The following is a 21,527-nucleotide window of genomic DNA, read 5'->3' on the forward strand; positions in this document are numbered from 1 at the left end:
TTAATTTTAGGCTTCTCCTATCTGTTGCTTATGATGAAAACATTGATTAAGATTCTAATTTTCAATCTGACACAGATTACAAAAAAAAGAAAGGTTCAAAAAAATAAACACTCAAAAAGGACTGTCTGTTATAATTTTCTTCCAAAATCTGATTTCCAAAATCTGACTTTAGTCTTTAATTGGTTTGTAATTCTACTGTTTTCATTGTAATTTTAATCAAAATTAAATAGTCTTTCATTTTACCCTCATTTTTTATAATATGAACATTCACGAGTATCAAGGTAAAGAATTACTCAAAAAATACGGTGTTACAATTCAAGAAGGAATTGTAGTAGATTCTGCTGATAAGGCAGTCGACGCTTCTAAAGAACTTAGAGAACAAACTGGCACAGACTGGATTGTTGTAAAAGCTCAAATTCACGCTGGTGGTCGTGGAAAAGGCAAAATTGTAGGTACAGATTACAATGGCGTTATGCTTGGCAAAACTCCTCAAGATGCTGCTGACAAGGCAAAACAACTTTTAGGCAATGTTTTGGTAACGCACCAAACAGGCGAAGAAGGCAAGAAAGTAAACAAAGTTTTGCTCGCTCAAGACGTGTATTACCCAGGTGAGACAGAACACAAAGAGTTTTATGTAGCTGTTCTTTTAGACAGAGACAAAAACTGTAACGTAATTATGGCAAGCAAAGAGGGTGGAATGGACATTGAAGAAGTAGCAGAAAACAATCCTGATGCTATCATCAAAGAATGGATTGACCCAAAACTAGGTTTACAGAGCTTCCAAGCACAAAAAGTAGCCTTTAAACTAGGTTTGCAAGGAAAAGCTCTCAAAGAAATGACAAAGTTTATCAAGTCTTTGTATGCTGCTTATATTGGTGTAGATGCTTCTCAAGTGGAAATCAACCCAGCATTTAAAACTTCTGACGACAGAGTATTGGCAGTAGATTCAAAAATCAATTTGGATGACAATGCTTTCTTCCGTCATAGAGAATTGGCAGAACTTAGAGATGAGTCTGAGGAATCTCCATTGGAAGTAGAGGCAAGTAAATTTGGCTTGAATTACGTAAAACTTGACGGAAACGTTGGTTGTATGGTAAACGGAGCTGGTCTTGCAATGGCTACTATGGATATGATTAAACTTGCTGGTGGTGAGCCTGCCAACTTCCTAGATGTTGGAGGAGGAGCTTCTGCCGAAACAGTAGAGAAAGGTTTCCGTATTATCCTTCAAGACCCTAACGTAAAGGCGATTCTTATTAATATTTTTGGTGGTATTGTTCGTTGTGATAGAGTAGCCAACGGAGTAGTAGAAGCCTACAAAAATATTGGTGAGATTAATGTTCCAATTATTGTTCGTCTGCAAGGAACAAATGCAGAAGAAGGAGCTAAAATTATCCAAGAATCTGGCTTAAACGTAATTTCAGCTATCGTACTCAAAGAAGCTGCTGATAAAGTAAAAGAAGTATTGGCTAACTAATTTTTGAATTAGCTAGTTTACAGATATAAAAAACTCCCTTTCACTGTTCTTTTTAGAAGATTGGAAGGGAGTTTTTTTATCTCTAGTTGATGATAAAGGAATATCAACTAGACTAGAGTAAAAATCTTTTTGAGATTAAAGTTAAGGTATATTTAGAGTTTTTCTATAAGTTCAGAGCTTACATATTTTTTTGCAAATTCTGTTACAAAAGTTTTATTATTGATTTTTATGCTATCAAAAAACTTTCTCCAGTTTTTAATATCTTTTTTCAAAAATTCAAACTTTACATCCATATATTTTTCAAAATCTTTCAAGTGTATTTTGCTTGTGTATATTCTTTTTTCATGTATTAAATTAGAATTTTCTATATATTCTTTAGTGGCAGGAATATAAATTTCTATTTTTTCTATTGTTGGGAAATCTCTAAATACTCTTAATGTTTGTTGCATTAATTTTTTCCAAGCATAATATTCTGTATTTGCAAATCCTTCTCTATAATAAATTACTCTATTATCAAAATCTATTTTAGAGCTATCTATATAGCCAGTATATTCCTTTACTCTTCTAATAAATTCTTGTTCTTCCAGTTTTAATTCATTTATTCTTTGATTGAAAAATAAATCAACATCGTTTATCAAGTTATCTACACTTTTAAATTTGTGTATAATTAATTCTATGCCTTTAACTTCTGCTCTATTTTTAGCAGCAGTAGAAAACCCTTGGTTTGTAATTATAATTCCAAAGTTAGCTTTTACATCTTCCAAGAAACCAATGAAGGCATCCACAATTTTTACATCTACTTTTTTATTATAGTATTTACATTCTATTACTCCTAATACTTTATATCCTGCAACATCTTTTTTTATAGAAATATCTACCTGCCTTTTTATTTTACTAAATTGTCCTACTATTTTATCATCAATCGTGATAATATGGTTAGGGTACTCGTTAGAATATTTTGTAAATAATTCTTTTTCGTATTTTTTCCAGTCAGTCATTAATATGTTAATTTATTAAAGTTGGTAGCTTGCCAAATTTGTATTAGGAGTTCTTTTATATCTATCTGAATTTAGTATTTCTGATGATATATTATTTTATCTGTTTTTTTAATGCTTCTTTAAAAGAAGGAAACCTACTAAATATTTCAAAAAAGAAACTTAGTAGGTTTTCATAATCTAAAACAGAAATCAAATTACTTCACCTCTGCCAATTCTCTTTCTTCATATTCATCTACTGGAAGACAGCTACAAACTAAGTTTCTATCTCCATACGCATCATCTATGCGACTAACCGATACCCAAAACTTGCGTTCTTTTACCCACTCTAATGGATAAACTGCCTTCTGACGAGAGTAAGGGAAATTCCACTCATCTGCCAAAAGTCTGCCTGCTGTGTGAGGAGCATTTTTGAGCACGTTGTCGTTTGCATCAGAATCTCTATCTTCAATTTCTTGAATTTCTTTACGAATCTGAATCATTGCTTGTGCAAAACGGTCTAGTTCTTCTTTCGTTTCGCTTTCTGTTGGTTCAATCATAAGCGTTCCTGCTACTGGGAAGGAAACTGTTGGAGCGTGGAAACCGTAATCCATTAAACGCTTGGCAATATCAACTACTTCAATGCCTGTTGTTTTCTTAAATCCTCTACAATCCAAAATAAACTCATGAGCGCAACGCCCATTCTTACCTACATACAAAATTGGATAATGCTCTTCCAATAAAGATTTGATGTAATTAGCATTCAAAATGGCTCTTTCTGTGGCTCTTGTCAGTCCGTCGCCTCCCATCATTGCAATATACGCATACGAAATAAGTAAAATAGAAGCACTACCGTAAGGAGCTGCCGAAATCGGATGACTTGCGCCGTTTTCTCCAATCTTTCCACGAATCTCAACTACTGGATGCGAAGGCAAATAAGGAGCTAAATCTTTTACTACACCAATAGGTCCCATTCCCGGACCACCACCACCGTGAGGAATACAGAATGTTTTGTGAAGATTCAAGTGACAAACATCAGCACCAATATTTGCAGGGGAAGTCAGACCAACTTGTGCGTTCATATTTGCACCATCCATATAAACACGTCCACCATTTTGATGGATAATATCACAAATTTCTATGATAGCTTCCTCAAAAACTCCGTGTGTAGAAGGATACGTTACCATCAAACACGATAGGTTTTCTTTGTGCTTTTCTACTTTTGCCTTTAAATCATCTACATCGATATTTCCATTCTCATCACACTTTGTAATCACTACTTTCATTCCTGCCATTACAGCACTTGCAGGATTTGTTCCGTGTGCAGAAGATGGAATAATAGCAATGTTTCTGTGTGTATCTCCATTAGCAACATGATAACCACGAATTGCCATAAGTCCTGCATATTCGCCTTGTGCGCCAGAGTTAGGTTGTAGAGAAACATCATCAAAACCAGTAATTTCGCAAAGCCAGTTACGTAGATTATCTGTAAGTTCTTTGTAGCCTTCTGCTTGACCAAGAGGTGCAAACGGATGAATTTGTCCAAACTCTGACCACGTTACAGGAATCATCTCTGTTGTGGCGTTGAGCTTCATCGTACAAGAACCCAAAGAAATCATAGAATGAACTAATGACAAATCTTTATTTTCCAAACGCTTCATATAGCGAAGCATTTCGTGTTCAGTATGATATAAAGAGAAAACAGGGTGAGTCATGAAATCAGATTTTCTGATGACTGCATCTTCCCAGTCTAATTCTATATTTTGGGCAAATTCTGCAATTTCTTCTTTGAAAGAATCTTTGTGAGCAGCTCTAGCAAAAATAGCTGAAAGTGTTTCTAAGTCAGCATATTCTGTGCGTTCGCCAAATGAAATTCCTATATTTCCATTTTCAAAATAACGGAGGTTTATTTCATTTTTTTCAGCAAGTTCTTTTATTCTTTGTGCTTGCTTCGTTGTCGTATTTATCTTAATGGTATCAAAATACTGATTATAAACTACCTCATATCCTAATTTCTCAACTACTTTGTGAGTAATTTTGGCAAAACCGTGTATTCTTTGAGCAATATTTTTCAGTCCTTCTGCGCCATGATATACGCCATACATACTTGCCATCACAGAAAGTAAAACTTGTGCAGTACAAATATTTGAAGTTGCTCTTTCTCTTTTGATATGCTGTTCACGAGTTTGTAGTGCCATACGATACGCAGGATTTCCTTCTGCGTCTTTTGAAAGACCAATCACACGCCCTGGCATAAAACGCTTGTCTTTGTCGTTGATGGCAAAAAATGCTGCGTGAGGTCCTCCGTAGCCCATCGGAACGCCCAAACGCTGTGCTGAACCAAAAACAACATCTGCCCCCATTTCCCCAGGAGGAGTAAGCATGGTAAGAGCCAACAGATCGGAAGCAACAGCTACTGAAACTTCATTTTCTTTGGCTACCTCTATAAACGAACGAATATTTTTGATATGACCATCTGTATTTGGATATTGAAGTAAAAGCCCAAACAAATTCTCATCCGTAACATCAAGTTTTGTAATATCTCCAATTTCTAGCTCTATTCCCAATGGCTCTGCACGTCCCATTAAGAGAGAAAGCGTTTGTGGGTGGCATTTATCAGAAACAAAAAATTTCATTGCCTTTTTCTTGGACTTTGGCTTGGTAGCTTCCAAAAGACGCATCGCTTCGGCTGCTGCTGTAGCTTCATCTAAAAGCGAGGCATTGGCAATCTCCATCCCTGTAAGGTCAATAACCATTGTTTGGAAATTGATGAGAGCTTCTAAACGTCCTTGTGCAATTTCGGCTTGATAAGGCGTATAGGCTGTGTACCAAGCTGGATTTTCTAAGATATTTCTTAGAATTACGTTCGGAACAAGCGTTTCATAATATCCCATTCCGATAAAAGAACGAAATACCTTATTTTTTGAAGCAATCTTTTGAAGGGTATGAATAAATTCACTTTCTGTAAGTGCAGAAGGTAAATTTAAAGGTTTTTTCAGACGAATATCAGCAGGAACAGTTTCAGAAATAAGCTGTTCGATAGAAGAGGCATTTACTTTATTGAGCATTTCATCAATAGAATTATCTATTTTTCCATTGTGGCGACTCTCAAAGGTGGTTTGGTTGAAGATATTGATTTTCATTCGTATAAGTTTACTAAAGGTAAGCTAGATTAAAGACCTAAATATAAAAAAGCAGAAAATTCCTATACAAAATCTCAAATATATTGAGGGCAAATTATATAGCAAATTTCGAACTCATTTATCAGATGGTTGTGGTGGAATATACTAATTCTGAACTCTATTACAAATATCCTTAGACTTATGTTTGAATCCAAAATTAGAAGTGAAAATTGCAATTCAAATCGAATATTTTTTTTCTAAAAAAAATGTATAACTATTTTGTTTTGCAAGCGTTTACCAAGTGTCAGTAAGCGATATAGATTCATTTTCTCAGAATGATATTGTGGTATATTTAATTAAAATGTTTGAATGTATCATAAACTCACAACATAATTAAAATGATATATCATTGACATTTTTTATATTATTTTTTTACCTAGTATTTTTTTTAGTAAAAGAGAGGAAAGATTTTTTTGAAAACTAATACTTTGAAGACTAAGGAGTTAGAGAAGTAGATAAATTCAAAAATATATTTTTTATTTTCTGTTTTTTTAATGACTTTTGTAGTGAGATAATATCATTGAGTAATGGATATTTTTAACTTCCTATCTTTATTTTCGCATTGTACATATAACCTTTGAGTTTTTCTCTTCTTGTTAGAACGAGATAAGCAATAATTGTTTTCTATCTTGAAAAGCAACTTTTGAGAGTTTTTTTTGAGGAAAATAATAAAAAAGTCGTGTGAAAGTGAAAAGCATTTTAAGTTTTTTTTAAATTTGGTCTTGCGTTTGCTTGCTAATCAAGTAAAATCATTTCTGACTTGGAAAGAAAGTCATAAAAATTATGATTACTTCCTCCAGACGAACTGCTTTATTTGGTAACTTTTTAATTTACGCATATCGATTTTTATATGAAATGAACTCTACACTTTAAAATCCCTAGAAAAAATAAAGAGAAATAGAAACCTACGATATTTAACTGAATGCGAAATAACCAACATAAAATGAAAATAGGAATTGTAGTCAATTCTTCTTGGAATATATATAACTTTAGAGCAGGGTTAATCAAAGCCTTTTTAAAACATCATGAAGTAATTGCTATTGCTCCCAATGATGGTTATAAAGAATCTTTAGAAGAAATGGGATGTATTTTTGAAGCTGTCCCAATGGAGTGCAAGGGAACAAATCCAATAAGCGATGCTATACTTGTCAAAAGGTTAGTAGATGTTTATAAAAAACACAAACTAGATGTAGTTTTGCATTACACTATAAAACCTAATATTTATGGTACAATAGCTGCCAAACTCCTCAAAATCCCTTCTATTAATAATGTAACAGGTTTAGGAACAGTTTTTTTGAGAGAGGGAATTTCTTCCAAAATTGCTCAATATTTATATCGTTTTACGTTTCGTTTTCCAAAAATCGTATTTTTTCAGAATAAAGATGACAGAGAGTTATTTGTTAATAAAAAACTAATAAACGAGTCTATTGCTCGTCTTTTACCTGGTTCGGGAATAGATACAAACCATTTTGCTCCTAAAGAACCTACCTTCAATTTTTCCGAAGGAGAAGATAAAAAAGAATTTACATTTTTACTCATTGCTAGAGTTCTCTATGATAAAGGAATTGCAGAATATGCTGATGCTATTAAACTTTTGAGAAGCAAAGGAATAAAAGCTCGTTTTCAGCTTTTAGGTAAAATAGACGAAACGAAAGGTTTGGGAGTACCTAGAAAGCAAATCAAAGAGTGGGAAAAAGAAGGTCTTTTGAAATATCTTGGTACAACAGGAGATGTTCGCCCTCTTATCTCAAATGCAGATTGTGTAGTTTTACCTTCTTATAGAGAGGGAACACCAAGAACACTTTTAGAAGCAGCTTGTCTTGGAAAACCAATTATTACTACAGATGTACCAGGGTGTAGAGAAACAGTAATTCATAATTTTAATGGTTACTTGTGTGAAGTGAAAAATGCTTATGATTTATCTGACAAGATGCAAAGAATGGTTTGCCTAAGTCAAGATAAGTTAGATGAGATGGGAGTAAATAGCCGTTGGCTTGCAGAAACCAAATTTGACCAACAGATTATTATTAAGAAATATACAGAAGTAATTGATAAAGTGAGAGTAGAGGAGGAAATGAAAGACACTTCTGTAAGCAACATTCGCTTTGCAAAGATGCGTTCAAGAGTAGAAAAGCGACGTTTGAAACAGCAAAGAAGAATTGTATCTAATCAAACAGAACCAACTAATCAAAAAACTAGGATTCCAAATAAGGCTATTTTAGTGGAATCATAAGAGTAATTATAAACAAATCAAAACCCTATTATTTGAAATAGATAATAGGGTTTTATTCATTATAGAGAGGTTTTACTGTGCCGTCCAACCTCCATCAATCGGAACAGCTGTTCCTGTAAATGTACTAGCTTCTTTAGAGGCTAAGAACAAAGCCATTCCTGCTAGAGCTTCAATAGAAACAAAGTCTTTGACAGCCTGTTTTTTCAACATTACTTTTTCGACTACCTCATCTTCACTCATTTTATGTGTCTTGGCTTGGTCTGCAATCTGTTTTTCTACTAAAGGCGTTTTTACATATCCAGGGCAGATAGCATTAGCAGTAATATTGTAAGGCGCTCCTTCTAACCCTAATACTTTTGTTAGACCTACAATGCCGTGTTTTGCAGCTACATAAGCTGATTTAAACTCGGAAGCACGAAGTCCGTGAGCAGAAGCAATATTGATAATTCTGCCAAATTTCTGTTTTTTCATTCCTTCCCAAACAGCTTGTGAGGTATGAAATGCCGAACTCAAATTTATTCCGATGATAGCATTCCATTTTGCAGCAGGAAATTCATCGATAGGTGCAACATGTTGGATTCCTGCATTATTTATCAAAACATCGATAACACCAAATTTCTGTTTGGCTTCGTTTATCATTTGTTGTATTTGTTCTGGCTGAAGCATATTTGCGTCAGAAAACATAGTCTGAACACCATATTCTTTTGCTACATTAGCTGCTATTTCTGCTCCATTTTCTTCTAATCCATTGAAAACGACATTATAACCTGCTTTAGCAAAATGCTTTGCAATGCCTAATCCGATACCACTTGTGCTTCCTGTAATAAGTACTGTTGCCATAAAAAATGTTGTTATGAAGTTGTCGGTAAAGACACCGACAACGGCTTGATTATAGTTAAAAAATAAAATTTTGGTAAATCTATTATATTTTGCTCGTGTTGGTGTCCTCACCAATGATAGATTTTACCAATTAATTGACAGAATAATGAACTAAAAAATGAGTTAAACGTTTGAAGTTTGCTTGAATAGTTTCATTGGCTTTCTGATAAATTAGGGAACGAAAATAAAGTTCTACTAACTCATCATATTTATCGTAATTGGTAATTTTAGCCAATACAATTCCTTTAAAGTAGCGATGGAACTGATTATGTACATAGAGAATCGGATGTTTGGGAGTCTTATTAAAGAGCAAATTCAGTTCTTTCAAATAATTTTTCTCTTCTAAAAAGTTCATTCCCTCTTCACTCATAAATTTTATTAGTTCTTCGGCACAGACTTCCAAATCTTCTTCATTTTCTGCTTTGTATCTAAAATAAGGATTCTGATTGAGTTTACCCAAAGAGATAGCAATAGTAGTTGTATGGTGTTGAAAATCACTAAGGTTTGATAAGAACTTTTGTGCAATTTGTTCTACTTCGTTTTTTCTGATGGCTAATGTTACCTCAATCCAAATTTCGTCTTCATATTTGGAAATGGATAAAATAACACTTTGAAAGCCCATTTTATCAGTTTTTCTAAACTGGCTGTACGCATCTATATATTCAAATCCCCATTCTCTAAAAAAGGGAATAAGCTCTTTGACAAAAAAGGTCTGTGCTGTGACTATATCCATAAAATAAATCTATGCTGTGTATTTTTTGAGTGTAGAATCAATCGTTTGATACGTTTGTTGTTTTATTTTTTCGACATCCTTCATTGTCAAATTTGCTGTTTGTATGGGTTTATGATAAATAAGTTTACAATCATGACGAGAAAATTTAAAAGGCTGCTTGTCTGGAAAAATAATCCAGTTGTAGAGGATGGTTACAGGAACAAGAGGAGTTTGAGTCTGAATGGCAGCACGAAAAGCACCATCTTTGAAGGGACACAAATCAGGTGGGTTTTTGGAAAAAATGCCTCCTTCAGGATAAATCAAAAAATTTTTTCCCTCGCTCAATACTCTTTTTACATCCTCAAAGGCTTGTGAACGACTAGAGCTTTTTTCACGGCTAACTGAAATATGAGCTTTTCTGAAAATGTAACCAAAAAAAGGAACTTTTCCTGCTTCAGCTTTTCCCATAAAAATACTAAATTTAGGAATTGTCATTACCATAGCAGAAATGTCTAAGTAAGACGTATGATTGGCTGCATAAATATAATTTTGGTTAGGGTCTGGTTCAAATTCCCATTCTGATTTTACTTTTACGCCAATTCCTGTATAAAACATTTTGCCAACTACTTTGTATAAAAAGCCATTCCAAGAGTGCCACTCTTTTCTTTGAAGAGCCAACCATAGAAAAGGGTAAACAAGTGTAAAAGAGAGTATGAAACAAAATATACTCCAGTAAGTGTAAAAATTCATAAACCACTAATTTTTATTGTTGAGATACAAATTAACATAAAAAAAAATTGACAATCCTCAAAGAAGATTGCCAATTCGTGATAATATTTATTCAGTAATGTCGATTGGTTACAATGCAAAATTGATGCGTGTAAGTAATCCACCTGTCTGAACAAATACCCCTTCCGAACCAAGTGAGCGTACTGGAAACTTCCAATACGGTTCAACTTGTAGCGTTAAATGTTTTCCTAAGGAAGTCTCAACTCCTGCAGAAACATTAATGGTTGCAAAAAGCTGTATAGCTGATTGTGTTTCCCTTTGTCTTACTACTTCTTGTGTACGAGTAAGGCGTGGGTCATAAGTGTCTGGAAATGAAACAGTATAATCTGATTCATAATTTTCTTTTAAGAAAAAATAATTTGAAGTTCCTACTGAAGCAAACCATTTATTTCTTTTTGTTTGAATAGCGTCATAGCGAATATTTACAGGCAAGTCTAATAGTTGCCAGTTGATTTGTGTCTTGTTTTTCTTTACCCAAGCTGCATCATTTATATTTGGGTCAAAGCTAGTAGCAATATCTGAAATATCCAAAGGTTCTTCAATATCAATTCTTTTTTGTGTATACATTGCGCCAGTAGAGATATTGAAACGCTTGGCAATCTGACGGTCTATCATCATACCATATCCGTTAGCATAATTTATTCTTTGCTTATCGTTGCTTCTATAAAGATTTGTCATGGCTGCTAAAGCAGCTCCAAATCTCCATTTTCCAACAGCACTAGCCACAGGATTTTTCCTAACTACCTCCTCATTTTGAATTACAGAAGCAAGAGCCGTTTCATCAATTTCTATTTCTGGTAATGTTATTTCTTCTGCTTCTGGGTTAAAAAATAGTGCTGAATTGTTTTTGTCAAGTGCCAAAACAGACAGTTTTCTTTCTGAATGTATATCTTCTAGCAAAGTGTTGTTAGGCTCTACTATATCATTATTATCTGAATTGAAATTATTTGAAACAGTAGTAACTTGATTGATTGTTGAGTTAGAAACACCAGTATTTTTACTGATTTTCTCTACTTCAAAAAGTGATTTTGTTCTAGTGAATTTTTCTGATTTTTGATTTTGTTCTAGTGAATTTTTTGCTAGGTTTTGATTTGAAATTATCTCTTCTTGTATATTCGTATTTGTTTCTTCAATACTTGATGCGTTTATAGGTTGTGATAAAGAATTATTTTTGTTGCTTTGATTGTAAATAGCAAGATTTTTATTTGATACTTCTTTTGCTGAATTATCTAAAAATTGATATCCTCCAAACAAAAGCACCACGGCAGCAGCTCCCATACTTGCCCACATAGCCAATCTACGGAATACAACTTTTCTACGGTCTTTTTCATTATGAGCAGCTAGTTTTGATTGCATAGCCGACCAATCAGCAGGTTCAAAAGTGGGTTCATAGTTTTGAGCCACCTCTCTAAACCTTTCTGTGAAACGCTCTTCTGCCGATTTGCCTTGACCGTTATCGTATATATGCTTCATACTTTTTTCCGAAATGCTCTTTTATTAATACTCGTAATTTTTGTTTTGCTCTTGATAAGTTGGAACGAGAAGTTCCTGCTGGTATTCCCATTTGCTCTCCAATTTCTTCGTGCGAATAGCCTTCAATTTCATAGAGGTTGAAAGTAATTCTATAAACATCTGGTAATGACTGTACTAAGGCATAAATTTCTTCTGCACTCATTTGGTCTATTACGTCGCCTGTCGAATCTTCCTCTCTATCTGCATATTCCACATCCAAATGATTGGAATGTTTTTCATTTTTGCGATAAAAATCTATCGCTGTATTGATAATAATTCGGCGAAGCCACCCCCTAAAAGACTTTTTGGTGTCGTACTGATTTACTTTTGTAAATACTTTCATAAAACTATCATTCAATACCTCACTTGCTTCGTCTTTGCTCTTGCAATAACGTAGCGAGACCGACATCGCATATCCATAAAAATGTTTGTACAACATCTCTTGGCTCTTTGCGTGCTTTTTTCGGCAGCCTTCAATAAGGCGAATTTCGATATCTGTTAGCTCTATGGCTTTCACCAAAAATTAATGATTAAGTTGTTCGTTTAGGGTTTTTATCTTGCTTTCAAAGTCATTACGTAGGTAAGTTAGAAAGTGCTGCAAAGGTGTTGCAAAAAAAACGAAAAAATTAGTTTTTATTTATTTTTTTCTAAAAACTTATCTTAATCTTCTTTAAAATGGGAGATGAGAGAGGGGAAACTATGTGCAATGGAAAGTAGTTAGTATCCAATCTGGTTTATTCTAACTTTTCGGAGTGAAGTGTCTTTTTTAGTAGCTTCAAGGTTATAACTTCCTTTTCTGTCGTAAAAATTATCTTGCATGCTGTCTCTATTTATTTTTCTGACTAGAGAATCTTTTTTACCTATATTTTTACGAATAGTAGAGACTAATTTTTCTGAAGGCGAGGAAACCTTTAGCTGATGACGGTCAGAGAAAAGAACAAAGAAAAATTTTAAGAACACAAACAAGCCCACAAATATAATTGTTGGAAGAAGAACAACTAGAAATTTGGAATTGGCTATATATCTAAAGAATTGTAGCATTAAGAAAAATAGACAGTAGATTATATTTTGTAATAAGCAAATAAAAAATATTAATTCAAAACAGACTCTAGTTTGGAGGCAGCTTCAAAAAGTAAATTTTCACTATTTGGCAAACAACACAGCATTACAGAAGTAGGCAAACCTGTTTTTTTATCTCTATATTTCCACGCTGGAACAGTAATAGAAGGCAAATTCATTACGTTAGTAAAAATCATTGGCGAAAAAATATTAGGCAAAATAGGAGACATATCTATCGGTAATGTTTGATTGTGCTTCAATGCTACATCTCCAGATGTAGGCAGAAGTAAAACTCCTCTTTTTCCAATTTGTTCATATAGTTTTTCTTTCTCTTGCTGACAAAACTGAATGAGCTTTTCCAAATCTTTATCAGAAGGCTCTAAAAACTTAGAAGCCAAAAGTACAGAATAAATTTCACCTGAAACAGTTTTTCCACCTGTTACTCTACGTAAAGACTCTACAAAAACAGAAATTCCTATATTTTTATCATTTCTTAACCAATCTTTTAAACCCAGTTTCATTGCCTTGAGCATTATCTTACCAAAATTCCAATGAATTTTGGATATACTGTCAATTACCAAGTTTCTAGGTTGTAATCCTTGATGTATAAGAACCTGTTTAGCTTGTGTCAAAGCCTTTTTAATTATATTGTTTTGTATTTCGGTATCAAAATCTGTACTTATCAATAGTTCTGCATTTTGTAAGTCGTTATTGTCTGTTGGAAGTTTATCAGCAATAATTTCATAGACTAATTTTGCATCTCTAACTGTATGAGTAATCGGACCAACAGCCAACCAATCGTTTAAATACCAATCTTCACGCTCCACAAATGGAAAGACTCCCTTTTTACTAACAGCTCTTCCTGCAGGCTTAAACCCTACCAAACCACAACAGTGTGCTGGATAACGAATAGAACCACCTACATCTGTGGCGATACCCAAAACAGCCCCCCCCGAAGCAATTAGAGCTGCTTCACCCCCAGACGAACCACCAGGAATATAATCTTGTAAATATGGATTATTAGTAACTCCAAAACGAGGGTTTTTTGTCTCGTGAGCAAAACTAAATTCTGGTGTGTTGCCACGAGCTACTATAATTGCACCTTCCTTTTTCAATTTCTCAACAACAAGAGCATCTTTCTCTACTTTTTTTGGTGGCATTCGTATAGAACCTGCTGTTACTTCTTCGCCTCCTATGCCAATAGATTCTTTTACTGAAATAGGAATGCCTGCTAATTTTCCTTTTTCTTTTCTACTAGATTCAGTAAGTTCTTTAGCTTCTAGTAATGCTTTTTCTGCAAAAAGCTGAGTAGCTGCATTGAGTTTTTGATGGTTTTCTGCAATATTTCGAAGTGATTTTTCTACGGTATCTAATGGAGTTGTTTTTCCAGCTTCAAAGGCTTCTAAAAGTGAAGTAGCATCGGAAAATTGATTTGTAGTTATTGGACGTTTAAAATTATAGTTTGACATAAAATAGAGTTTGGATAAGCAATAACATACAATTAAATACAGAAGTAGAGATTTTGTTTGACGAACTAAAATGAAAATAACATAGTTTAGGTAAAAATAAATATCTGAATTTTATCTGTCATTCTACCATTTATTTTTAGATATTTGTAATCATTTATGTAGCACATACTTTAGTGTGCGAAAAAATCTAAGTTTATTTTAGTTAAAGGTAACTAAATAAGCTAGTTTGTTTTACTCTAAAAAGTAAACTACATTATGAAAAATAAAAAATCAAGGATTTGTAGCTTTGATTTATTTCTAACTCAATGTTGTTGCGTTTGTAGGCATCAACTAAACAATTATTATGAGCCAAATTAATGTAACACTTCCAGACGGAAGTATCAGAAACTATCCACAAGGCACAAATGCCTTTGAAGTAGCAAAAAGTATCAGTGAAGGACTCGCACGCAACGTGTTAGCAGCCGAAGTAAACGGAGAAGTTTGGGACTCCACACGCCCATTGCCTGAAAACACCGATTTGAAACTTCTTACATGGAATGACGATAATGGTAAAATGGCATTTTGGCACTCGTCGGCGCACCTTTTAGCCGAAGCCTTAGAAGCCCTTTATGACAATGTAAAATTTGCTATTGGTCCTCCTATCGAAAATGGTTTTTATTACGATGTGGACTTTGGAGACAAAACATTTTCTTCTGACGATTTGCCAAAAATCGAAAAGAAAATGAAAGAGCTTGCCAAGCAAAAAAATGAGTTTATAAGAAAAGAAGTTTCTAAAGCTGATGCGCTTGCTTATTTCACAGAAAAACAAGACCCTTACAAATTAGAAATGATTGAAGCCTTAGAAGATGGCTCAATTACATTCTATACACAAGGAAACTTTACAGATTTGTGTCGTGGTCCTCATATTCCACATACGGGAGCAATTAAGTCAGTCAAACTTTTGAGCGTGGCTGGTGCATACTGGCGTGGCGACGAAAACCGTGAGCAACTCACACGTATTTATGGAATCACATTTCCTAAAGAAAAAGAACTCAAAGAATATTTAGAACGCTTAGAAGAAGCTAAGAAACGAGACCACAGAAAATTAGGAAAAGAATTAGAACTTTTTACTTTTTCTGAAAGAGTAGGGCTAGGACTTCCTTTGTGGTTGCCAAAAGGTACAATGCTTAGAGAGCGTTTGGAGCAGTTTCTTAGAAAGGAACAAGTTAAGCGTGGTTATGAGCCAGTAGTTACACCTCATATTGGACACAAAAATCTTTACATTACTTCTGGACACTATGAAAAGTATGGTGAAGATGCTTTTCAGCCTATCAAAACGCCAGCAGAAGGAGAAGAGTTTTTCTTAAAGCCAATGAACTGTCCTCATCACTGTGAAATTTATAAAACTCGTCCTCGTTCGTATCGTGATTTGCCATTGCGTTTGGCAGAATTTGGAACAGTATATCGTTATGAGCAGAGTGGAGAGTTGCACGGACTGACTCGTGTACGTGGTTTTACGCAAGATGATGCTCACCTTTTCTGTACACCAGAGCAGGTTAAGGAAGAGTTTAAGAGTGTGATTGATTTGGTATTGTATGTCTTTAAAGTATTTGGTTTTACAGAATATTCTGCACAGGTTTCTTTGAGAGACCCAGAAAACAAAACAAAATATGTAGGAGATGATGCAAACTGGGACTTGGCAGAGCAACAAATCAAAGAAGCTGCCGAAGAAAAAGGTTTGCCTACAGTTATAGAATACGGAGAAGCAGCTTTTTATGGTCCTAAATTGGACTTTATGGTGCGTGATGCGATTGGTAGAAAATGGCAACTCGGTACAATTCAAGTAGATTATAATTTACCTGAGCGTTTTGAGTTAGAATATACAGGTTCTGACAACAAACCTCATCGTCCAGTAATGATTCACCGTGCGCCATTTGGCTCAATGGAACGTTTTGTGGCTATTTTGATTGAAAGTACGGCAGGGAATTTCCCTCTTTGGCTTTCTCCAGACCAGCTTGTAGTATTACCAATTTCTGAGCGTTTCAATGATTATGCAAAAGAAGTTGTACAAAAACTACGTGAAAAAGACATTCGTGGTAGTGTAGATGAGCGCAACGAAAAGATTGGTCGTAAGATTCGTGATGCAGAAGTAAATAAGATTCCTTATATGCTTTTGGTAGGTGAAAAAGAAGTAGAGTCCAACACTGTTTCGGTTCGTAAGAAAGGCGAAGGCGATTTGGGTTCTATGTCAGTAGAAGAGTTTACAAGTCACTTTATCAGTGCCGTAGATGCTGAATTAGCAGAGTAACAACTCTCACTCAAAAGTTACGTAAAACCTACTAAGTTTCCTTTTTGGAAGTTTGGTAGGTTTTTTTGTTCTATATTAATGAAGTTGTTTAAGAATGGAAAAAAGTGCCTTTAATCAGTTATAGAGTGGATTTTAATTATTGTTTCTCGTTCAAGCATTCTGCTTGGACGTACTTTTTGGCTACGCCGACTTTCAGTTCGTCAGCATATGCTGACAAAACGCTAAACACAAGATGGAATCTTGCGCTAGAAAAACCATTCTTAAACAAGTTTAATGTATGAATGAAAACTTAGACAATAAAAAAATAATAAAAGCATTGCAAGAATCTGGGATAGATTTTAGTAGCTCTGTGATTGTTTATGATTCCTTAGTGCAGCCAATATTTGGTTTTTTCTATCTATTTGTCATAGTTGGATTTGGTTTTGTAGTTCAAGCGATACCTGCGTTGGATGGATATGAAATTTTATTGCTCTTTAGGATTTTACTCACTATGTTTACTTTCTACTATTTATTTTGGGCAGCTAAAAGTTATGGGTTTGTTATTTCAAAAAATGAAATTTGTGCTATCAATCTTAATAATCCGTTTCGTTCAGTAAAGCAATTTAAAAAATCAGAAATAAAGGTTGTAAGAATGAAACGAAATAGAATGTACGCTTTCAGTTATCTATTTCTTTCTATGTATAATTGGTCTTTAGAAATTGAGACAAAACAAAAGAAACACCTTTTTTACTGCTACTCTTTAGAGGATGAACATTATGACAATTTTCAAGGCTGGGAAACAAAAACCTCTGATGGCTTAGAATATCAACTCAAACTGAAAGGTTGGTTATAAAAAAACGCCATTCCTATTTTTTAGAAATGACGTTTACGTATAAAACTTTGCAAGTCAATAATTATTGTGCGCTCAATATTTCTTTGTATTTCGCTTCATTATTCAAGACTTCAATGGCTGCTTTAATGTCTAAATCATCATCAAAGGTAGCTTCCATTTGTCCTCTCTCTAAATAATAACGAGTAGCAATTTCTCTTTCCAAAAGCTCAATAATTTCGTTTTTATGATTACGCAAATCATTTTCCTTGTTGTGAGCAATTCCCTTTTTAAACTCTTCTATCTTTGGTTTTAGAGCCTCATAAGAATCTTCTGTTTGAGCTACTTTCTCCAAATCTTCTATCATTCTTTCTACTTTGGTAGTATAGTCGTATTCTTTTGTAGAAAGCCATTTGATAAAATTATTATATTCTGCATCTGTCAAATTAAATTTCTTTGCTTCTGCAATTTCTTTATTTTCAAAGTGATATTTGTTGGCATAATCAAACAAAAGTCCTTTCAAATATAACGTCTGCGTGATAGGCGCAAATCTATCGTGTTCGATAGCAATATCTGGTTTTACACCACCACCATCATAAACAATACGTCCTGCTGCTGTCTTGAAGGGCTTGCGAAGTGAATCAGCTAATTTTCCAACGCTTCCGTCTTCATTTCTATTAGCATAATCAATAGCTTGAATACATCTTCCACTCGGAATATAATATTTTGCTATCGTAACTTTTAGTTTAGAGTTGTAAGAAAGCGAACGAGTAGCCTGTACAAGCCCTTTTCCATACGTATTTTCTCCAATCAAAACGCCTCTATCATAATCTTGCATCACGCCAGAAACAATTTCGGCAGCCGAAGCACTTGTTCCACTCGTCAGGACAACCAAAGGAATTTCTGTATCGGTTGCTTCTGAAAGACCATTATAGGTTTTGTTCCAGTCTTTTACTTTTCCTTTCGTGCTTACAATTTCTTTTCCTTTTTCTACAAAAATATTAGATATTTTGACAGCTTCATCTAAAAGTCCCCCAGGATTTCCTCTTACATCAAAAATAATTTTCTTTGCTCCTTTTGATTTCAAGTCTAATAAAGCATCATTTACTTCCTTGCTTGCATCACGAGTAAAGTCAGTCAGTTTTATCATTCCGATGTCTTCTGTTACCATCCCAGAATAAGGAACATTATAGGTTTGGATTTTTTCTCTCGTAACTGTAATATCGATAGGATTTTCATTGCCATAGCGTTTGATAGAAAGCACAACATTTGTTTTGGCTTGTCCTTTCAAAAGTTGGCTTGCTTCATCATAGCTTTTATCTTTTAAAGAAATACCATCAATAGCTACGATTTCATCGCCTATTTTTATTCCTGCTTTATCGGCTGCAAAACCTTCTAGTGGCATCATAATCAAGATTCTGCCATCTCTTGTTCCTACTGATGCACCAATTCCACTATATTCCCCTGTTGTCATGGTGCGATAGTCTTCTATCTGGTCTTCTGAAATATAATTGGTATAAGGGTCTAGTGAAGCAAGCATGGCATCAATACCTGTTTTCATGAGTTTCCCAGGGGTTACATCATCTACATACCATGTATTTACTTCTTTGAAAAGAGTGGCAAAAATGTCTAAATTTTTAGCAATTTCGAAGTATTTTTCACTTGGATTGTAGAAGGCAGAGCCTGTCATGAAGACAATAAGTAGCCCTGCAATGCCATATTTGAATCTCTTTTTTAGCTTTAGTCTGATTTTAGGAAGTTTGATTTTCATAGAAAGAGTATATAAGTTCTAGTAAATTTCTTTTGTAGTAATGATTTTATACTAATCTAATATACATAAAAAACGCCAACTTAGTTACTTTTGGAACATTGTTTATTGAAATTTAAGAGTAGAAAATATTTTACTCATATTCTAATGCCTTCATTTTTCAAAGGGCTGTATTTGATAGTCATTATGCCTAATGGGTAATTCTGATTGAGTTTGTAAGGTGCTTTTTTAGTCTTGTTTGAGTAGAGCATCTAAGACCAAAAATATTTCATAACTGACCAAACCATTTATAAAAAAAAGCCAATACAAATAAAAAAATGTATTGACTTTTCGTTTAAAATTTAAAATTATTAAAGCTGTTCTATACGCTTGATGATTTCGTCATACGTTTTCTTGTAAGATTCTTCTTGTTCAACTTTCAGTGGAACAACTTTACAAGCATGAATAACTGTACTGTGGTCTCTTTTTCCAAAGTGCCAACCAATAGCTTTTAAAGGCAAATCAGTATATTCTTTGGTAAGATACATTGCAAACTGACGAGCAAGAGCAATTTCTTTCTTTCTAGTCTTACTTTTAAGTTGTTCCAAAGTAACTTGAAAAAAAGCTGCTACAATTTCCTCAATCGCATCAATAGAAAGGTCTTGAGAAGTATTTTGATGTGCCACAACTGCTCCAAGAGCTTGGCGAGCCAAATCTAGCGAAATATTCATATCTGCCAGTGAAGACTTTGCCAAAAGAGAAGTAATAACCCCTTCCAATTCTCTAACATTAGTTGTTACGCTTTGTGCCAAGAAATCAATTACATCTTGAGAAACCTGTGTTTCATAGCCTTGCAACTTCGTATAAATAATTGCCTTTCTTGTTTCCACATCAGGAACTTTCAAATCTAGGATAGCTCCCCATTTGAAACGAGAAAGTAATCGTTCTTGTAAACCTCTCATTTGAGCAGGCGCACAGTCGCTAGTCATTATCATCTGTTTTCCAGCACTATGCAAGTGATTGAAGATATGAAAAAAACTCTCTTGTGTCTTTACCTTATCACACAAAAACTGAATATCATCTACAATCAGTACATCTAAATGATAATACTGTTCCGTAAACTGCGTAATTTGCTGTTCACGTACAGAAGCTACAAAATCATTTGCAAACTGGTCGGCAGAAACATAAACTACACGCTTTTCAGGGTATTGTTCTAATATTTTATTACCAATTGCGTGGGCAAGGTGTGTTTTGCCTAAACCAACGCCACCATACAAAACTAAAGGGTGAAAACTCGTTCTTCCTGGATTTTTGGCAATGGCTCTACCTGCTGCAAAAGCAACACTATTACATTCACCTTCTACAAAAGTATCGAAAGTATATCTAGGGTTGAGATTATGAGGCAGTATCTGATTCGCTTTTTGAGTACTAAAATTGCTTTGTTCTTGTCTCTGACGAATTTGCTGATACTGTTTTTGAGCTTGAAAATGAGATTGTTTTGTCTGCTGTTGTGTAGCAGGATTTGTAAACTGATTTTCTTGAAATGCTCTCTGCTCTCTCTCGTTATATTTTCCTTGTATATTATTTGTTATCCTTTGAGTAGGTTCTTCTGTAAAATTAGTATTTAGCTGACTTCTTGAAGTCGCTGTGTGGTAGTTTGAATTGCCATTTAACACTATCGGAATATCAGAGTTTGTTTCTTGTGTTTTTTGTGGATTCAGATTTTTTTCTACTGAATCTTGATTTTGAAACAAACTGGTCTGAATAGAAGGAGTTTCTAAACTCTGTTCTTCTTTTGTTGAAGAAGTAAAATTATTCTCGTTTTGTATCGTCTCGTTTTGGCTCTGCTGATTAGATTTTGCAATATTTTCAAAGGAATTATCAAAAATAGCTGGCTGACTTTTTTCTGGAAGAAGAGAATACTCCAACTTTCCATGTGTGCCTAACTGTTCGATAATCGCTTTTCTGAGTAGAAGAACATAATGCTCTTCTAAAAATTCGTAAAAATAGAGGCTTGGTACTTGAATCGTCAAAATATTTTGGCGCAGACGCAAAGGTCTTACAGGAACAAACCAAGTCTTGAAACTCTGTTCTGGAATTTCTGCCCTGATAAGCTCCAAACACTGCTGCCAAACTGTCTGACAATCTTTATACCCACCACTATTTGTTGAGTGTGGGTGAAGTGAGATAGCCGTATTTTGTTGAGAAAGTGATACCATAATTAAATTAAAAAACTAAATCTCCACATATCATAAATACCATCTTTTGAGTTTTTTTGAAGTTGTCAGTCTCAAAACCTCATTTATTTTATTTTCAAATATGTCATTAAACTGTCTTTATTTTTTCCTGTGTTTTATCATAGCTAACCACAAAACCTAATTTGTAGCTATAATGCTAGATAA

At 34.2% G+C, this 21,527-nt stretch carries 15 protein-coding genes; 4 read left to right on the plus strand and 11 right to left on the minus strand.

Annotated features, from left to right (window positions below):
• Positions 1 to 259: 259 nt before the first annotated feature.
• Positions 260 to 1,474: an ADP-forming succinate--CoA ligase subunit beta gene (sucC, locus tag QZ659_RS12690; RefSeq protein WP_291726195.1), complete on the plus strand. Its 1,215-nt coding sequence runs from the start codon at positions 260 to 262 to the stop codon at positions 1,472 to 1,474.
• Between the two features lie 152 nt (positions 1,475 to 1,626).
• Here the strand turns inward: sucC and QZ659_RS12695 are convergent, their stop codons facing one another.
• Both QZ659_RS12695 and gcvP read right to left on the minus strand, forming a co-directional pair.
• Positions 1,627 to 2,472 carry a restriction endonuclease gene (locus QZ659_RS12695; protein WP_291726196.1) on the minus strand — a complete coding sequence of 282 codons (846 nt, stop codon included), beginning with the start codon at positions 2,470 to 2,472 and terminating at the stop codon, positions 1,627 to 1,629.
• A gap of 194 nt (positions 2,473 to 2,666) precedes the next feature.
• Complete coding sequence (gene gcvP / locus QZ659_RS12700) at positions 2,667 to 5,591, minus strand: aminomethyl-transferring glycine dehydrogenase (protein ID WP_291726197.1); 2,925 nt, start codon at positions 5,589 to 5,591, stop codon at positions 2,667 to 2,669.
• Between the two features lie 982 nt (positions 5,592 to 6,573).
• On the opposite strand from gcvP, the gene QZ659_RS12705 reads away from it, so the two are divergent.
• Entirely contained in the window at positions 6,574 to 7,863 is a 1,290-nt protein-coding gene (locus QZ659_RS12705; RefSeq protein ID WP_291726198.1) for a glycosyltransferase family 4 protein, read from the plus strand.
• A 72-nt stretch (positions 7,864 to 7,935) separates the two neighbouring features.
• Here QZ659_RS12705 and QZ659_RS12710 read toward each other — a convergent pair whose 3' ends face one another.
• The 7 genes from QZ659_RS12710 to QZ659_RS12740 all read right to left on the minus strand — a co-directional run bounded on the left by QZ659_RS12710 (position 7,936) and on the right by QZ659_RS12740 (position 14,283).
• Entirely contained in the window at positions 7,936 to 8,703 is a 768-nt protein-coding gene (locus tag QZ659_RS12710) for a 3-hydroxybutyrate dehydrogenase (RefSeq protein WP_291726199.1), read from the minus strand.
• Between the two features lie 130 nt (positions 8,704 to 8,833).
• A complete protein-coding gene (locus tag QZ659_RS12715; RefSeq protein ID WP_291726200.1) occupies positions 8,834 to 9,475 on the minus strand; it encodes a hypothetical protein in 642 nt (213 codons plus the stop codon).
• A gap of 9 nt (positions 9,476 to 9,484) precedes the next feature.
• Positions 9,485 to 10,204 (minus strand): lysophospholipid acyltransferase family protein, encoded by a 720-nt coding sequence (locus QZ659_RS12720; protein WP_291726201.1) that lies wholly within the window; start codon positions 10,202 to 10,204, stop codon positions 9,485 to 9,487.
• 108 nt (positions 10,205 to 10,312) lie between these two features.
• On the minus strand, positions 10,313 to 11,716 hold the full coding sequence (locus tag QZ659_RS12725; protein WP_291726202.1) for an outer membrane beta-barrel protein: 1,404 nt from the start codon (positions 11,714 to 11,716) through the stop codon (positions 10,313 to 10,315).
• A complete protein-coding gene (locus QZ659_RS12730; protein WP_412728043.1) occupies positions 11,697 to 12,272 on the minus strand; it encodes an RNA polymerase sigma factor in 576 nt (191 codons plus the stop codon). Before QZ659_RS12730 ends, QZ659_RS12725 begins: the two co-directional genes overlap by 20 nt.
• A 200-nt stretch (positions 12,273 to 12,472) precedes the next feature.
• Positions 12,473 to 12,796, minus strand: coding sequence for a hypothetical protein (locus QZ659_RS12735; protein ID WP_291726204.1), 324 nt, complete (start codon positions 12,794 to 12,796; stop codon positions 12,473 to 12,475).
• Positions 12,797 to 12,846: 50 nt separating this feature from the next.
• A complete protein-coding gene (locus QZ659_RS12740; protein ID WP_291726205.1) occupies positions 12,847 to 14,283 on the minus strand; it encodes an amidase in 1,437 nt (478 codons plus the stop codon).
• Positions 14,284 to 14,626: 343 nt separating this feature from the next.
• Between QZ659_RS12740 and thrS the strand changes: the two genes are divergently transcribed.
• Together thrS and QZ659_RS12750 are read left to right on the plus strand one after the other, a co-directional pair.
• Complete coding sequence (thrS, locus tag QZ659_RS12745) at positions 14,627 to 16,570, plus strand: threonine--tRNA ligase (RefSeq protein WP_291726206.1); 1,944 nt, start codon at positions 14,627 to 14,629, stop codon at positions 16,568 to 16,570.
• A 277-nt stretch (positions 16,571 to 16,847) separates the two neighbouring features.
• Entirely contained in the window at positions 16,848 to 17,402 is a 555-nt protein-coding gene (locus QZ659_RS12750) for a hypothetical protein (RefSeq protein WP_291726207.1), read from the plus strand.
• 61 nt (positions 17,403 to 17,463) lie between these two features.
• Here QZ659_RS12750 and QZ659_RS12755 read toward each other — a convergent pair whose 3' ends face one another.
• Together QZ659_RS12755 and dnaA are read right to left on the minus strand one after the other, a co-directional pair.
• Complete coding sequence (locus QZ659_RS12755; RefSeq protein ID WP_291726208.1) at positions 17,464 to 19,149, minus strand: S41 family peptidase; 1,686 nt, start codon at positions 19,147 to 19,149, stop codon at positions 17,464 to 17,466.
• Between the two features lie 347 nt (positions 19,150 to 19,496).
• The gene (gene dnaA / locus QZ659_RS12760; protein WP_291726209.1) at positions 19,497 to 21,344 is read right to left on the minus strand and encodes a chromosomal replication initiator protein DnaA; all 1,848 of its coding nucleotides are present in this window, start codon (positions 21,342 to 21,344) and stop codon (positions 19,497 to 19,499) included.
• Positions 21,345 to 21,527 lie beyond the last annotated feature (183 nt).

The organism is Bernardetia sp. (assembly GCF_020630935.1).
Taxonomy (GTDB): Bacteria; Bacteroidota; Bacteroidia; order Cytophagales; family Bernardetiaceae; genus Bernardetia.

Excerpts from the sequence above, each read along its gene's own strand:
- sucC (WP_291726195.1), top strand. The coding sequence starts at position 260 with ATGAACATTCACGAGTATCAAGGTAAAGAATTACTCAAAAAATACGGT.
- QZ659_RS12695 (WP_291726196.1), bottom strand. The coding sequence starts at position 2,472 with ATGACTGACTGGAAAAAATACGAAAAAGAATTATTTACAAAATATTCT.
- gcvP (WP_291726197.1), bottom strand. The coding sequence starts at position 5,591 with ATGAAAATCAATATCTTCAACCAAACCACCTTTGAGAGTCGCCACAAT.
- QZ659_RS12705 (WP_291726198.1), top strand. The coding sequence starts at position 6,574 with ATGAAAATAGGAATTGTAGTCAATTCTTCTTGGAATATATATAACTTT.
- QZ659_RS12710 (WP_291726199.1), bottom strand. The coding sequence starts at position 8,703 with ATGGCAACAGTACTTATTACAGGAAGCACAAGTGGTATCGGATTAGGC.
- QZ659_RS12715 (WP_291726200.1), bottom strand. The coding sequence starts at position 9,475 with ATGGATATAGTCACAGCACAGACCTTTTTTGTCAAAGAGCTTATTCCC.
- QZ659_RS12720 (WP_291726201.1), bottom strand. The coding sequence starts at position 10,204 with ATGAATTTTTACACTTACTGGAGTATATTTTGTTTCATACTCTCTTTT.
- QZ659_RS12725 (WP_291726202.1), bottom strand. The coding sequence starts at position 11,716 with ATGAAGCATATATACGATAACGGTCAAGGCAAATCGGCAGAAGAGCGT.
- QZ659_RS12735 (WP_291726204.1), bottom strand. The coding sequence starts at position 12,796 with ATGCTACAATTCTTTAGATATATAGCCAATTCCAAATTTCTAGTTGTT.
- QZ659_RS12740 (WP_291726205.1), bottom strand. The coding sequence starts at position 14,283 with ATGTCAAACTATAATTTTAAACGTCCAATAACTACAAATCAATTTTCC.
- thrS (WP_291726206.1), top strand. The coding sequence starts at position 14,627 with ATGAGCCAAATTAATGTAACACTTCCAGACGGAAGTATCAGAAACTAT.
- QZ659_RS12750 (WP_291726207.1), top strand. The coding sequence starts at position 16,848 with ATGAATGAAAACTTAGACAATAAAAAAATAATAAAAGCATTGCAAGAA.
- QZ659_RS12755 (WP_291726208.1), bottom strand. The coding sequence starts at position 19,149 with ATGAAAATCAAACTTCCTAAAATCAGACTAAAGCTAAAAAAGAGATTC.
- dnaA (WP_291726209.1), bottom strand. The coding sequence starts at position 21,344 with ATGGTATCACTTTCTCAACAAAATACGGCTATCTCACTTCACCCACAC.